The organism is Terrabacter ginsenosidimutans (genome assembly GCF_039539425.1).
Classification (GTDB): domain Bacteria; phylum Actinomycetota; class Actinomycetes; order Actinomycetales; family Dermatophilaceae; genus Terrabacter; species Terrabacter ginsenosidimutans.
Genome location: NZ_BAABDC010000001.1, coordinates 1,116,653 through 1,130,213, shown reverse-complemented (window position 1 = coordinate 1,130,213; position 13,561 = coordinate 1,116,653). Strand labels below are relative to the sequence as shown.

Annotated in this window: 8 protein-coding genes; all 8 read left to right on the top strand. The window is 72.1% G+C overall.

Annotated features, from left to right (window positions below; translation table 11 throughout):
- The first annotated feature begins 5 nt into the window (after positions 1 to 5).
- The gene (locus ABD831_RS05270) at positions 6 to 1,475 is read left to right on the top strand and encodes a DUF58 domain-containing protein (RefSeq protein WP_344942562.1); all 1,470 of its coding nucleotides are present in this window, start codon (positions 6 to 8) and stop codon (positions 1,473 to 1,475) included.
- Entirely contained in the window at positions 1,472 to 4,105 is a 2,634-nt protein-coding gene (locus ABD831_RS05265; protein ID WP_344942559.1) for a transglutaminase TgpA family protein, read from the top strand. Before ABD831_RS05270 ends, ABD831_RS05265 begins: the two co-directional genes overlap by 4 nt.
- Positions 4,102 to 8,502, top strand: coding sequence for a type VII secretion EssC family protein (locus ABD831_RS05260; RefSeq protein ID WP_344942556.1), 4,401 nt, complete (start codon positions 4,102 to 4,104; stop codon positions 8,500 to 8,502). Before ABD831_RS05265 ends, ABD831_RS05260 begins: the two co-directional genes overlap by 4 nt.
- Positions 8,503 to 8,786: 284 nt before the next feature.
- A complete protein-coding gene (locus ABD831_RS05255) occupies positions 8,787 to 9,062 on the top strand; it encodes a WXG100 family type VII secretion target (protein ID WP_081633740.1) in 276 nt (91 codons plus the stop codon).
- Positions 9,063 to 9,114: 52 nt separating this feature from the next.
- Positions 9,115 to 9,390: a WXG100 family type VII secretion target gene (locus ABD831_RS05250; protein ID WP_344942552.1), complete on the top strand. Its 276-nt coding sequence runs from the start codon at positions 9,115 to 9,117 to the stop codon at positions 9,388 to 9,390.
- Between the two features lie 750 nt (positions 9,391 to 10,140).
- Positions 10,141 to 11,496, top strand: a complete 1,356-nt coding sequence (locus tag ABD831_RS05245; RefSeq protein WP_344943027.1) for a DUF6421 family protein — start codon at positions 10,141 to 10,143, stop codon at positions 11,494 to 11,496.
- A 62-nt stretch (positions 11,497 to 11,558) separates the two neighbouring features.
- A complete protein-coding gene (locus tag ABD831_RS05240) occupies positions 11,559 to 12,227 on the top strand; it encodes an SDR family NAD(P)-dependent oxidoreductase (protein ID WP_344942549.1) in 669 nt (222 codons plus the stop codon).
- A gap of 110 nt (positions 12,228 to 12,337) precedes the next feature.
- Complete coding sequence (locus tag ABD831_RS05235; protein WP_344942546.1) at positions 12,338 to 13,399, top strand: threonine aldolase family protein; 1,062 nt, start codon at positions 12,338 to 12,340, stop codon at positions 13,397 to 13,399.
- The last annotated feature ends 162 nt before the right edge of the window (positions 13,400 to 13,561 follow it).

The window sequence follows — 13,561 nt, the reverse complement described above, 5'->3', positions numbered from 1 at the left end:
AACGCATGACCCAGCAGGACCAGGGGGCCGCACCGTCGCGTCGCGGCGGCCGCTTCCGTATGCCGTCACGCAAGGGAGCGTCGGCCGGTGCCGCCGCGCCCGTGGCGGAGGCGCAGGCCGGCTCGACCGGTGGGCGTGCGCGCGCCGTCAACGGGACGACGAGCCGTGGCATCCGCCAGATCACGCAGCCGATCACCCGCTCCCTCGAGCAGGTGGCCGGCCAGACCGAGGGCGTCTGGCGCCCGGTCGCCGGCATCCTGCGGTGGGTCTCGCCGCTCGGCTGGACGATCCTCGCCCTGGGTGTCGTCTGCTGGGTCGTCGGAGCCCGCTGGGGCTGGACCGAGCTGCTCATGGTGGCTGCGGCCGCCATCGTGCTCTTCCTCGTCTGCTTCGCCCTCGCGCTGGGGCGCACCAAGGTGCGCATCCTCGCCGAGGTCGACCCGAGGCGCGTCGTCGTCGGCGAGCCCGCGACCGGGCGCATACTCGTCACCAACGAGGCGCGCACGCCGATGCTGCCGATCCTCGTCGAGCTGCCCGTCGGCCTGTCGGCTGCCCGCTTCGTCCTGCCGGCGCTGACCCCCGGCAACGCCCACGAGGAGCTCTTCGTCGTCCCGACGTCCCGTCGCGGCGTCATCCAGGTGGGCCCGGCGACGACCGTGCAGGGCGACCCGCTCGGCCTGATGCGCCGCACGCTGACGTGGACCGAGCGCACCGAGCTCTTCGTCCACCCGCGCACCGTCGCGCTCGAGTCGCTCGGCGCGGGCCTGCTGCGCGACCTCGAGGGCAGCACCACCGAGGACGTCTCGATGAGCGACCTCGCCTTCCACGCGTTGCGCGAGTACCAGCCCGGCGACGACCGCCGCTACATCCACTGGCGCAGCTCGGCCAAGGCCGGCCGCCTCCTCGTGCGCCAGTTCCTGGACACGCGGCGCTCGCACGTGACGGTCATCGTCGACCCGGACCCCGAGCAGTACCGCTCGGGTCACGGCAGGACGGGCCGGACCGACCGCGACGTCGAGCGTGACGTCATGGCGGCCAACGCCCCGACGGCCATCCAGGCCGACGTCGAGACGGCGATCTCGGTCGGGTCCTCGATCATGGTCCGCGTCATGCTCGACGAGCAGGACTGCACCATGGTCTGCGGCCCGCAGAAGGTGACGAGGACGGTGCCCCAGGTGGGACTCGACGCCATGTCGCGCGTCGAGCCCGGGCCCGTCGACCTGTTCGCGGTGAGCCTCGATGCCACCGACCTCGCGCCCGACACCTCGACCGTCTTCTTCGTCACCGGACCGCACCGCCCCTTCATCGAGCTGCAGCGCGCGGCGGGTCAGTTCCCGCCGGAGGTGACGCGCGTCATCGTCGTCGTCGACCCCGTGGCCGACCACGGCCTGCGCCGCGGCGGCGGCCTCACGATCCTCACGCTGAGCGCGCTCGAGGACCTCCGTCCCCTCCTGTTCACCGGAGTCGCCCGATGAGCCAGACCGGTATCTCCGCCCCGCCGCCGAGCGCGCTCGTGCGCCCACCGAGCGCGCGTGAACGCCTCGGGGCGCAGCTGGACAAGCTGCGTCCGACGGTGCCGCAGCTCGTCGACGCCGGCTTCACGGTGGCGCTCGTCGGCATCGCCCTGGTCGGCTTCCGCACGACCTTCTTCGGCCTCGGGTGGCTGTGGGTCGGCCTCGCCGGCCTGCTCGTCGGCCTGCTCGTGAGCCACGTCGGTGCTGCGTTCCGGGCCTTCGGCGTCGTGACGCTGCTCGGCGCCGCGGCGGCCTACCTGCTCCTCGCCGGTCCGATCGCCGTGCGCGAGGACCTCGTCGCCGGGTTCCTCCCGTCGGGGTCGACGTTCGGGACCCTCGTGCACATGGCGGTCCCGGGCTGGAAGGAGCTGCTGACGGCCCTGCCGCCGGTCGACTCCGAGGGTCCGTACATGGCGCTCCCGTTCCTCTTCGGCCTCGTCGGCGCCGCGCTGACCTACGGTGTGGCCCGCCGCTGGCCCGGGGCCGTCCTCGCCCTCGTCTCGCCGGTGGCCCTGCTCGTCGCCTCGATCGTCCTCGGCACGCCGACGCCGGCGGCCGTCCTCGTCCAGGGCGCCGTGTTCGCGCTCGTGGCCATCGGCTGGACGGCGCTGCGCAGCAACCGCAACCGTCCGGCGCTGCAGAACGGCGCCGGTCGCACGACGCGCGCCGTGACCACCGCGGGGCTCCTCGCCGTCGCCACCGTCGGCGGCTTCTTCGTCGGGCCGATGCTGCCCGGCGCCGACCACACCCGCACGGTCTTCCGCTCCTCGCTCGTGCCGCCCTTCGACGTGAGCCAGTACGCATCGCCGCTCGCCGGCTTCCGCCAGTACACCGAGCCCAACGGCGCGAAGCAGTTCGACAAGACGCTGCTCACAGTCACGGGTCTGCCGGCGAACGTGCCTCTGCGGTTCGCGGCGCTCGACTCCTACGACGGGTTCGTCTGGGGCGCAAGGAACGTCGCCAACCTCGGCGACGGTCCCGACGCCGAGGGCACGAGCTTCCGCAAGGTCGGCTCCCACATCGCCGCCGAGGGGCCGGGCCAGGAGGTGACGGCCACGGTGTCCGTGCCTGCGGGTGGCTACAGCGACGTGTGGCTGCCGACGTTCGGCACGGTCACCGGCCTCGACTTCGCCGGTGGGCGCCGCGACCAGCTCTCCGACGACCTGCGCTTCAACATCGACACGAACACCGGGGTCCTCCCCGAGAAGCTCGCCACCGGCGACCAGTACACCGTCACCGCCTACGTCCAGACGCCGCCGAAGGACCTGCCGAAGTCGCTGGAGGTCGCCGACGGCTCGACCGTCGACGCGTCGGCCCTGACGTTCCTCGACGACAAGGTCACGCCCTGGACGGACCGGGTCGACGGGCAGTGGGAGAAGGTCGCCGCGGTCGCCAAGGCCCTCCAGGACGGCGCCTACACCGACGGCGGCGCGCCCGGCGACTACCAGAACGTCTTCCTGCCGGGCCACAGCCTGTTGCGCATGAGCCAGTTCATGAAGTCGACCCAGCTCGCGGGCAACGACGAGCAGTACGCCGCTGCCTACGCGCTCGTGGCCAACCGGCTCGGCGTCCCGGCTCGCGTCGTGCTCGGCGCGATCCCCGAGGCCGGCGGCGTCGTCAAGGGCAAGGACGTCCGGGCGTGGGTCGAGGTCAAGCTCTCCGACGGATCGTGGATGCCCATCCTGGCCACGCAGTTCGTGCCGGAGCGCAACAAGAAGCCGCAGCAGCTGATCCGCAAGTCCGAGGAGAAGAAGACCGGCGCCCAGGTGCCACCGCCCGCGGCCAACAACCCGCCCAGCGTCCTGCAGGGCCCGGACCAGGCGCAGAACGCGACCCAGCTGCGCAACCCCCCGAAGGACGACAACCCGCTCAACCCGGACAACTGGCCGGACTGGCTGCGCTGGCTCATCTTCTACGTGCTGCTGCCGCTGACCGTCCTGCTCGTCGTCTACCTGGCGATCCGTGGGGCCAAGTGGCTTCGTCGGCGCCGACGGCGCACGACGGGTGGCACGGCGACACGCGTCACGGGAGGCTGGCGCGAGATCATCGACACGGCCCGCGACCTGCGGATGCCGCTGCCCACCAAGGGGACCCGCATCGAGCAGGCGCGCGCGCTGGAGCTGCACGTCGACGGCCCCCTGCCGCCGAAGCCCAGTGTCGTCGTCGACGGTGCCCTCATGGGCGCCCCCCTCCCGTCGAGTGCCCACCTTCCCTCGAGCCCGGAAGCGGCATCACCGTCCCCTGAAGGCGGGGAAGTGAACACTCGACGACTCGCGCTCGTGCCGGTCGCGGCCGCCGCGAACGGACACGTCTTCGACGTGGACGAGCCGACCGCCGAGGCCGTCGCGGCCTTCTGGGCCGACGTGGACACCGCGCGCAAGCGGATCCGCAGCCAGCAGACCTTCTGGCAGAAGCTGCGCGGCGACGTGTCCCTGCGCACCTTCCGCGACCACCTGCCGACCGGATCCGGGCTCGGCCCGGCGATCGCTCGCACGTCACGCGGTCAGGGCAAGGCACGACCGGCCCGCCGCGTCCGGTCCACCAGGGCCGGCATCGGCACCTCCGCTCCCACCAAGAAGGGCAAGGCGTGAAGCTGAAGTTCGTCCTCCGGTCCGGTGACCGCGAGACCGACCTCGTCGCGACGACGGACTCGGCCACGACGGTCGGAGACCTCGCCTCCTACCTCGCGGCGGCCGACCCGCACCGTTCGAGCGTGCTCGGCGTCGACGCCGCGATGACGCTCGCCCTCGTCGACCAGGACCTGCGCGGGCTCGACCCGCGCGCGACCGTCGCCGAGAGCGGGCTGCAGTCCGGCATGCGCGTCTCGGTGACCCGGGCCGGTGAGGGCTTCGTCGACCGCGGTCGGCCTGCGGCGGTCGCCTACATCCGGTCGGGACCCGACGCGGGCCGCGAGTTCCCGCTCGCCCGCGGCACGGCATACATCGGCCGCGGGCGCGGCTGCGAGGTGCAGCTCTCCGACGAGTCGGTCTCGCGCAAGCACGCCAAGCTCGTCATCCAGGAGGTCGTCGAGGTCGTCGACCTCGGCTCGGCCAACGGCATCACCGCCGGCGGCCAGCAGGTCACCCGAGCACACCTCAAGAGCGGCGACGTCGTGCGGGTGGGCGACACCGAGCTCGAGGTGCACCTGCAGGGGGACGGCGTCGTCACCCGTCCCGGGAGCGGCGTCCTGTCGGGTGACGCCGGCACGGTGGCCTTCTCGCGCTCGCCGCGGGTGGCCCCGCTCTTCTCCGGCCAGGAGTTCCAGGTCCCCGACCTGCCCGAGCGCGGCAAGCTCAACCCGATGCCGCTCGTGGCGATGGTCGTGCCGCTGCTCATGGGCATCGTCATGTACCTCATCACCCGCAGCGCCTTCTCGATCATCTTCATGCTGATGATGCCGATGATGATGGCGGGCACCTACTACGAGGCCCGGCGCCAGCAGAAGAAGGACTTCGCGCAGGCGATGGAGGACTTCCGCGAGGACCTCGAGCTGCTCTCGCAGCGGATCCGCGGGTCGCTCGAGGCCGAAGGACACACCCGGCGCGCCGAGCACCCGAGCGGCGTCGACTGCCTCACCGCGGTCCGGGACCGCAGCGCCCTGCTGTGGACCCGTCGACGCGATGGCAACGGCTTCGGCGAGCTCCGGCTCGGCCTCGGCACGCGTCCGTCGCGGTCCGCGATCAAGATGCCGGCGGTCGGCCGCTCCAAGGCGGAGGCCTGGCTCGCCGTCTCGGAGCAGCTTCAGGGCCTCGAGGTCGTGCACGACGTCCCCGTGGTCGCCACGCCCCTGACGGACGGCGCGGTCGGCATCGCCGGGCCGCGCGCGAGCGCCCTCGGCGCCGCCCGCTCGTTCGTGCTGCAGAGCGTGGCGCTGCACTCACCAGCCGAGCTCGCGGTCTGCTCCTTCGCCTCCGGCGGCTCGGCGCGAGACTGGGACTTCCTCAAGTGGCTCCCGCACACGACCTCGCCGCACAGCCCGATCGGGGTCGACCACCTCGCCGCGAGCGCACCCGGGTGCTCGGCGCTCGCCGACGCCCTCGAGGACATCGTCGAGGCCAAGGGCACCGGCAAGGAGCAGGAGCAGGCCACTGCCGAGCGCCCGACCGTCCTCGTGCTCGTCGAGGGCGACGCCCCCATCGACCGGAGCCGTCTCGTCGCGATCGCCGAGCGTGGGCACCGGCACGGCATCGTCGTCGTGTGGGTCGCGGAGACCCAGCAGCTGCTGCCCGCCGCGTGCCAGACCTTCCTCGTCGTGTCCGACGACCAGAGCTCGCTCGCCGGCTTCGTCCACGCCGGTGAGGAGGTGCAGCCCGTCGCCGTCGACCGCATGGACTACGACGAGGCGATGGCCGGCGCGCGCCAGCTCGCGCCCGTCGTCGACGCCGGTGTCCCCGTCGACGACGCGAGCGACCTGCCGCGGGCCGTCTCGCTCCTGACCCTCGCCGGCACCGACCTCGCCAGCTCCGAGGAGGCGGTCATCGAGAAGTGGGGCGAGTCCCGCTCGATCCTCACCGGGCCGTATGCGCCCGCGGTCCTGCCGCGCAAGCCCGGCAACCTGCGCGCCATCGTCGGCCAGTCGAGCCAGGGCACGTTCTCCGTCGACATCCGCTCCGACGGCCCGCACGCCCTCGTCGGCGGCACGACCGGCGCCGGCAAGTCCGAGCTGCTCCAGGCCTGGATCCTCGGCATGGCCGCGGCGCACTCCCCACAGCGCGTCACCTTCCTGCTCGTCGACTACAAGGGCGGCTCGGCCTTCCGCGACTGCGTCAAGCTGCCGCACACCGTCGGCCTCGTCACCGACCTGTCGCCGCACCTCGTGCGTCGCGCCCTGGCGTCGCTCGCGGCCGAGCTGCACTACCGCGAGCACCTGCTGGCCCGCCACAAGGCCAAGGACCTGCTCGAGCTCGAGCGTCGCGGCGAGGTGGACGCCCCGCCGTCGCTCATCCTCGTCGTCGACGAGTTCGCGGCCCTCGTGCAGGAGGTGCCGGAGTTCGTCGACGGCGTCGTCAACGTCGCCCAGCGCGGGCGGTCGCTCGGCCTGCACCTCATCCTCGCGACGCAGCGCCCGGCCGGCGTCATCAAGGACAACCTGCGCGCCAACACCAACCTGCGCATGGCGCTGCGCATGGCCGACGAGAACGACTCCGACGACGTGCTCGGCTCCAAGGAGGCGGCGTTCTTCGACCCCGCGCTCCCCGGCCGTGCCGTGTCCAAGACCGGACCGGGCCGGCTCGTCCCCTTCCAGACGGGGTATGCCGGTGGGTGGACGTCCGACGTCCCACCGCCGCCCGACATGAAGGTCGAGACCCTGACCTTCGGCCGTGGCACCGAGTGGGAGCCGCCGCGCGTCGAGGGCGCCGACAAGTCCGCCGACCTCGGCCCGACCGACATCCAGCGCCTCGTGTCGACGCTCGGTCGCGCTGCGCGCGTGGCCGAGCTGCCCAAGCCGCGCAAGCCGTGGCTGCCGGACATGCGCCCGGTCTACGACCTCGCGACGCTGCCGACACAGCGCCGTGACGACGAGCTCGTCTTCGGCATCGCGGACGACCCCGACAACCAGGCCCAGCCGGAGATCGCGTTCCGCCCCGACAAGGAGGGCAACATCGCGATCTACGGCACGTCCGGTTCGGGCAAGTCCGTCTTCCTGCGATCGATGGCGGTCGCGGCCGGCTACACCGTGCGCGGCGGCCCCTGCCACGTCTACGGTCTCGACTTCGGCAACCGGGGTCTCGCGATGCTCGAGGCGCTGCCGCACGTCGGCTCGATCATCCCCGGCGGCGACCACGAGCGCGTCGTCCGGCTCATCCGCACCCTGCGGGCCACGATCGACGAGCGGGCCTCCCGCTACTCGGCCGTGAGCGCCGCGACGATCACCGACTACCGGCGCCTCGCCGGTCGCCCCGACGAGCCGCGCGTCATCGTGCTCATCGACAACATGACGGCCTTCCGTCAGGCGTACGAGGTCGGCGGGCGCTTCCAGTGGCTCGACGCGCTGGCCGGCCTCGCGGCCGACGGCCGACCCGTCGGGGTGCATTTCATCATCGCCAGCGACCAGCGCACGGGCCTGCCGACCAACCTCGCGGCCGCGGTGCAGGGGCGGATCATCCTGCGCATGAGCAACGTCGACGACTACTCCGTCTTCGGGGTGCCCGGCGACGTCCTGACCATGGCCTCACCGCCCGGACGTGGCCTCATGTCCGGCTCCGAGGTGCAGGTCGCCGTGCTCGGCGGGTCGTCCGACGTCACCGTCCAGGCCGCCGCCATCGAGGCGTTCGCGGACGCGACGCGCAAGGCGGGCGTCAGCCAGGCACCCCGGATCGAGAGCCTCGCCGAGGTCATCCCGCTCGGGGACCTGCCGTCGGAGTCCGGCGGACGACCGGTCGTCGGCGTCGCCTCCTCGAGCCTCGAGCCGCACGGATTCGACCCGAAGGGCACCTTCATCATCACGGGTCCGTCGGGCTCGGGCCGCACGACGGCGGTCGCGACGACGGCCGCCGGCCTCTTCCGGTTCAGCTCCGCCTCGGCGCTCTACCTCATGACGCCGCGCCGCACCTCCGAGCTGCTCGACCTGGGCATCTGGGCCGAGACGGCCGTCGGGGGCGAGGCCACCTCCGCCTTGGCGAACCGGCTCGCCGCCGAGATCGAGGAGGGGCGGGTCACGCGACCGATCGCCGTCTTCGTCGAGCGCATCGACGACCTCGCACCGTCCGGCGCGGAGAACGCCCTGACCACCTTGACCAAGGCGTGCGTGGACAACGACCAGCTCGTCGTGGCCGAGGGCGAGGCGGCCTTCTTCAGCAGCAACTTCGGGCTGCCGGCGCTGCTCAAGACCTCTCGCTCGGGCCTGGCCCTGCACCCGGACGGCAACGAGGGGCTGTCGGTCTTCAAGGCCAACCTCCCCGCCCTCAACCGGGCCGAGCTGCCCCCCGGGCGCGGTTTCCTCATCGAGAAGGGCAAGTTCGAGCTGCTCCAGGTGGCCCTGCCGTGAGGTGTGAAAGCGCGCCGACAGCGTTGCGGCACAAGGCAGTCCGTGGATGCACACGGCATACGCCATCGGTGCGTCACGGGGTGGGGAGGTCATGGGGAGTGCTCCCCATCGACACTCCCCAAGGGCTGACATAGGTTTCTGCATGTCGACGAAAGCCGCTCATCGGGACGAACTGCCCGAAGCCGTCGCGGACGTCGAGGAGTTGGCACAGTGCGGGCCTGAACGGTTGGTCCGGAGGAGAACTTCCCGAATCGGTCGGGGGAACACAGGCAAAGGAGAAGGTCATGGCTTGGCTCGGAATGAACGACGATGAGGTCAACGCCCAGGGCAACGTCCTGCAGCAGCAGGCGGAGGCCATCCAGAAGCTCATCACCAAGGTCGACCAGGAGGTCGAGTCCCTGAAGCAGAACTGGCAGGGTGACGACTCCAAGCAGTTCGAGCAGGAGTGGACCGGCACGCACCGTCCCGAGCTCCAGAAGGCCCAGAAGCTGCTCACCGAGATGAAGTCGACGATCGACCACGAGGTCCAGCAGCAGCGCAGCACCTCGTCGCAGTACTGATCCGCCGCACCTCACCCACGACCACACGCTTCACTTCTGAAGGGGAACTGACATGGCTGTTTACAAGAAGGGTATGAACGCCGACGCGGTGTCCGCGTCCGGTGACAAGCTCGTCGGCTACAAGGGCGAGCTCGACGGCATCGTCGAGGCCGTCAACGGCGCCGTCTCCACCATCAAGGGCAACTGGGGCGGCACGGACGCCGAGCAGTTCCAGAGCGACTGGCACGGTCAGCGCCAGGTCGTCTCCGCCGCCGGCGACAAGCTCGACGCGATGGGCAAGAAGTGCAAGACGAACGCCGAGACGCAGAAGCAGACGTCGTCGAAGTGACCCCGGCTGCCGCGTGAGCCTCGCCCCGCGGCAGCCGCAGCGCGAAGGGCGGTCGCTCTCTCAGGGGAGGAGTGGCCGCCCTCTCGTGCGCCCGGAGCTCCTTCTGTGCGTCATGTCACGCTGCAGCGAGACGAATTGGCTTTGACCCGGCCTTGACCCGTAGATTCTTCGTCAGCAAGGCACCAATGCCGAAGTATCTCCGGACAGGAGGCCCCTGTGAGCCTGTTTCCCCTCGTGGCCGTCGTCGCCGACCGACCCGGCCTGGCCGACGCGCTGACCCGGCGCGGCTGCGTGCCCACCCCCGCCCCGGCCGCCGACGTCCTCGTCGTCGAGGCCTCGTCGACCGACCACGACGCGGTGCGTGACGCGCTGGCCGGTGGCCGTGGCGTCGTCGTCCTCGGCGCTCCCACGGCCGAGCTGGCCGGCGTCGTCACGGGCGGCGAGGTCGCCACCGGGAGCCTCCGCCCGTCCGTCCGCGTCGAGCGTGACACCGAGGTGGGCGAGGACCTGCTCGCGCGGGTCGACCTCGGCGCCCTGAGCGCCTCCGGCTCGCTCGCGGTGCAGGGCCCGGCCCGTCCCCTGCTCGCCTCCGGCGGTCTGACGGTGGCCGCGACGACCACGTCGACCACCGGAGCCGAGACCGGGCGCGTCGTCGTGCTGGCCGTCGCTCCCGACGCGGGCTCGCCCGCCGGTGGGCAGTCGTTCGCCGAGCTCGTGCACAACGCCGTGTGCTTCGTCGCGCCGCGCCGGTTGCGCCGCGTCGACGCAGCCGAGGCCCACCCGCTCATCGCGTCGGAGGCCTGGGCGGGGCTGAAGGCCGCCGTCACCGACCTGCGGGCCCTCCAGGCGGCCGACGGATCCGTGCCCGAGACGGCGGACCACGAGGCGGCCGCCCAGCACGTCAGCCGTGTCGTCGCCGGCATCGAGGCCATCGCGCCGCAGCTGACGCACGACGCCGACTACCTCCAGGCGCTGGTCAAGGACTTCGGCCGTTGGGCCGACGGCGGGTTCGAGGTGCCGGACTTCTACGACTCCCTGGTCGCCTTCGCGCCGGCGCAGCACCGCGTCGACGGGCTGCTGCACCTCGTCGTCTTCCCGATGTACACCCAGAACGGCAACCCGAACCGCCAGGTCGAGGCCGTCCTGCTCGAGGTCATCTGGCCCGACTTCATCGCCGACCTCGAGGGCGGGGACTACTCCAACAAGCTCTTCCTGCCGATCCGCTTCCTCGACTTCACCGCGGGCTACGACACGAACTCCGCCGTGCTCTTCCCCGAGACCGTCGCGATGCGCGAGGTCCCGGCGTTCACGTGGGGCGGCATCTTCGCCGACCGCGAGGCCGCGCGCTTCCGCCGGGTCGTGTCCGAGGCCGCCGCGGTGACGCGCCTGTCCCTGCCGCCGGACGCCGCCCGTCTCGTCGCGGACCAGGAGCTCGCCGAGCGCGCGTTCGTCATGTGGGACCTCATCCACGACCGCACGCACATGCACGGCGACCTGCCGTTCGACCCCTTCATGATCAAGCAGCGGATGCCGTACTTCCTCTACTCGCTCGAGGAGCTGCGCTGCGACCTGACGGCGTTCCGTGAGGCCGTCGCGCTCGAGGCGCAGGGTCACCCCTACGCCCGGTCGGTGCAGTATGCCGTCCTCTTCGACCGCATCTTCCGCTTCGCCATCACCGGTGACCGCACCCGCAACTACGACGGTCTCGGTGGCCAGCTGCTCTTCGCCTGGCTGCACCAGAAGGGCGTCCTGCACTGGACCGACAACCGCCTCACCATCGAGTGGGAGCGAGTCGCGGAGCCGGTGCTCGAGCTCGGTCGCGCCGTCGAGGACCTCTACTGGCGTTCGATCGACCGGCCCAAGACCGCGCACTGGCTCGCGGCCTACGACCTGATCGCGTCCGTGCTCACGCCGCACCCGCTGTCGGCCTGGGCTCGTCACCGCGACGGCGACCTCACCGCGCTGCCCCTCGACGGGCCGCCCAAGGGGCTGACGGACGCGGTGCTCCCCGACGAGTTCCCGCTGTCGATGTTCTACGAGGCCCTGTCCAAGAAGATGAAGGACGTCATCGAGTCGACGTCCGGCATCACCGGGGCGAGCGCGTGACCGCGGCCGACGCTCCGACGGCCGCTCACGCGGCTGGGTCGCAGGAGCCACGGGTCGTCGTCGTGACCGGTGCCACCGGGGAGACCGGCCGGGCCACCTGCGCGGCCCTGCTCGCCCGCGGGGAGCACGTGGTGGCCGTCGGCCGTGACGCCGCCTCGCTCGGGTCGCTCCGCGCCGGGCTGGCCGAGGGTGTCGGGAGCGACGTCCTCGACCGTCTCGACACGCGCGTGTGCGACCTGCTCGACGGCGAGGCGGTGCAGACCCTGGCCCGTGGGGTCGTGTCGGACCGCGGGCACGTCGACGCGCTCTTCCACCTCGTCGGCGGCTGGCGCGGCGGCAAGCACTTCACCGACTCGACCGACGACGACTGGCGCTGGCTCTCGGGCAACCTCGTCGACACGCTGCGACACACGACCCTCGCCCTGCACGACCACCTGCTCGCCTCGGGTCGAGGCCGCGTGGCGATCGTGAGCGCGGCCGCGGCGCAGGCACCCACGGCCGGCAACGCGGCATACGCCAGCGCCAAGGCTGCGGCAGAGACGTGGCTCGCCGCGCTCGCGGACTCCTTCGGTTCCGACGAGGCGCCCCCGGGCTCGGCCGCGGTCGTCGGTGTGGTGAGGTGGATCGGGACGGGTCGCACGGCGACCAGCCCGTCGAGGATCGCCGAGTGGCTCACCGAGCTCCTCGACGGTGATGCGGCCGCTCTCAACGGCGGGCGCGTCGAGCTGTAGGCCCAGGCACAGTCCCCGTCGGACCGGACACGGGCCCGTCGGGCCTGCCCGAGCATCTCCACCCCCGACCCATCCGTCGAACGTCACCGCACGACCCGAGTGAGGACCCCGTGAGCACCCTGCACGACCCCGACCGCCGTGGCTTCGCGTCCGACAACTACGCCGGGTTGCATCCCGAGGTCCTCGCGGCTCTCGCCGAGGCCAACGGCGGCCACGAGATCGCCTACGGCGAGGACGCCTACACCGCGCGACTGCAGGAGGTCGTCGCCGGGCACGTCGGTGCCGGCGCCGTCACGTGGCCGGTCTTCAACGGCACAGGGGCCAACGTCGTCGCCCTGCAGGCGCTGCTCCCGCGGTGGGGCGCCGTGGTCTGCGCGGAGACGGCGCACATCAACACCGACGAGGGCGGCGCGCCCGAGCGGATGGGCAGCATCAAGCTGCTCACGGTCCCGACGCCCGACGGCAAGCTGACTCCCGAGCTCGTCGACCGGCAGGCCTGGGGATTCGGCGACGAGCACCGGGCTCAGCCGCTCGTCGTGTCCATCACCCAGACGACCGAGCTCGGCACCTGCTACACGCCCGAGGAGGTCCGCGCGATCGCCGACCACGCGCACTCGCTCGGCATGCGGGTCCACCTCGACGGCGCCCGCATCTCCAACGCCGCTGCCACTCTCGGCACCGACCTGTCCGCCTTCACCGGCGCCGCCGGCGTCGACGTCGTGAGCCTCGGTGGCACGAAGAACGGGGCACTGGCCGCCGAGGCCGTCGTCGTGGTCGACCCCGAGCTGGCCGCCGACCCGTCGCTCGGACTGGTCCACGTGCGCAAGCTGTCGATGCAGCTGGCGTCGAAGATGCGTTTCGTCTCGGCGCAGCTCATCGCCCTCTACGGCAGTGACCTGTGGCTCCGCTCGGCGACCCACGCCAACGCGATGGCCACCCGCCTCGCCGCCGGGGTCGACGGTCTGGACGGCGTGGCGATCCAGCGCCCCGTGCAGGCCAACGCCGTCTTCGCCGTGCTCGACCGCGGCGTGGCGGACGCGCTGCGCGAGCGGTTCCGCTTCTACGACTGGGACCCGGCCACGGGAGAGGTGCGCTGGATGTGCTCGTGGGACACGACCGAGGCCGACGTCGACGCGTTCCTCGCCGAGCTCCGGCGCCTCCTGCGCGCCTGAGGGCCGGTCCCGGGCCTGCGCGGACCCGCGCTCGCGACACCGAAGCCCGCAACCTCGCCCGCCGCGGACCGCAGCAGGGCAAAATCGATTGCGACGCCTCAGGGCACAGGTGTATCTGCGAGCCACCCTCGAGCGTCCTGACGAGGTGATGACGAGATCCCC

Bases quoted from the DNA above. Each gene is read 5' to 3' on its own strand.
- ABD831_RS05270 (WP_344942562.1), top strand. From the start codon at position 6: ATGACCCAGCAGGACCAGGGGGCCGCACCGTCGCGTCGCGGCGGCCGC.
- ABD831_RS05265 (WP_344942559.1), top strand. From the start codon at position 1,472: ATGAGCCAGACCGGTATCTCCGCCCCGCCGCCGAGCGCGCTCGTGCGC.
- ABD831_RS05255 (WP_081633740.1), top strand. From the start codon at position 8,787: ATGGCTTGGCTCGGAATGAACGACGATGAGGTCAACGCCCAGGGCAAC.
- ABD831_RS05250 (WP_344942552.1), top strand. From the start codon at position 9,115: ATGGCTGTTTACAAGAAGGGTATGAACGCCGACGCGGTGTCCGCGTCC.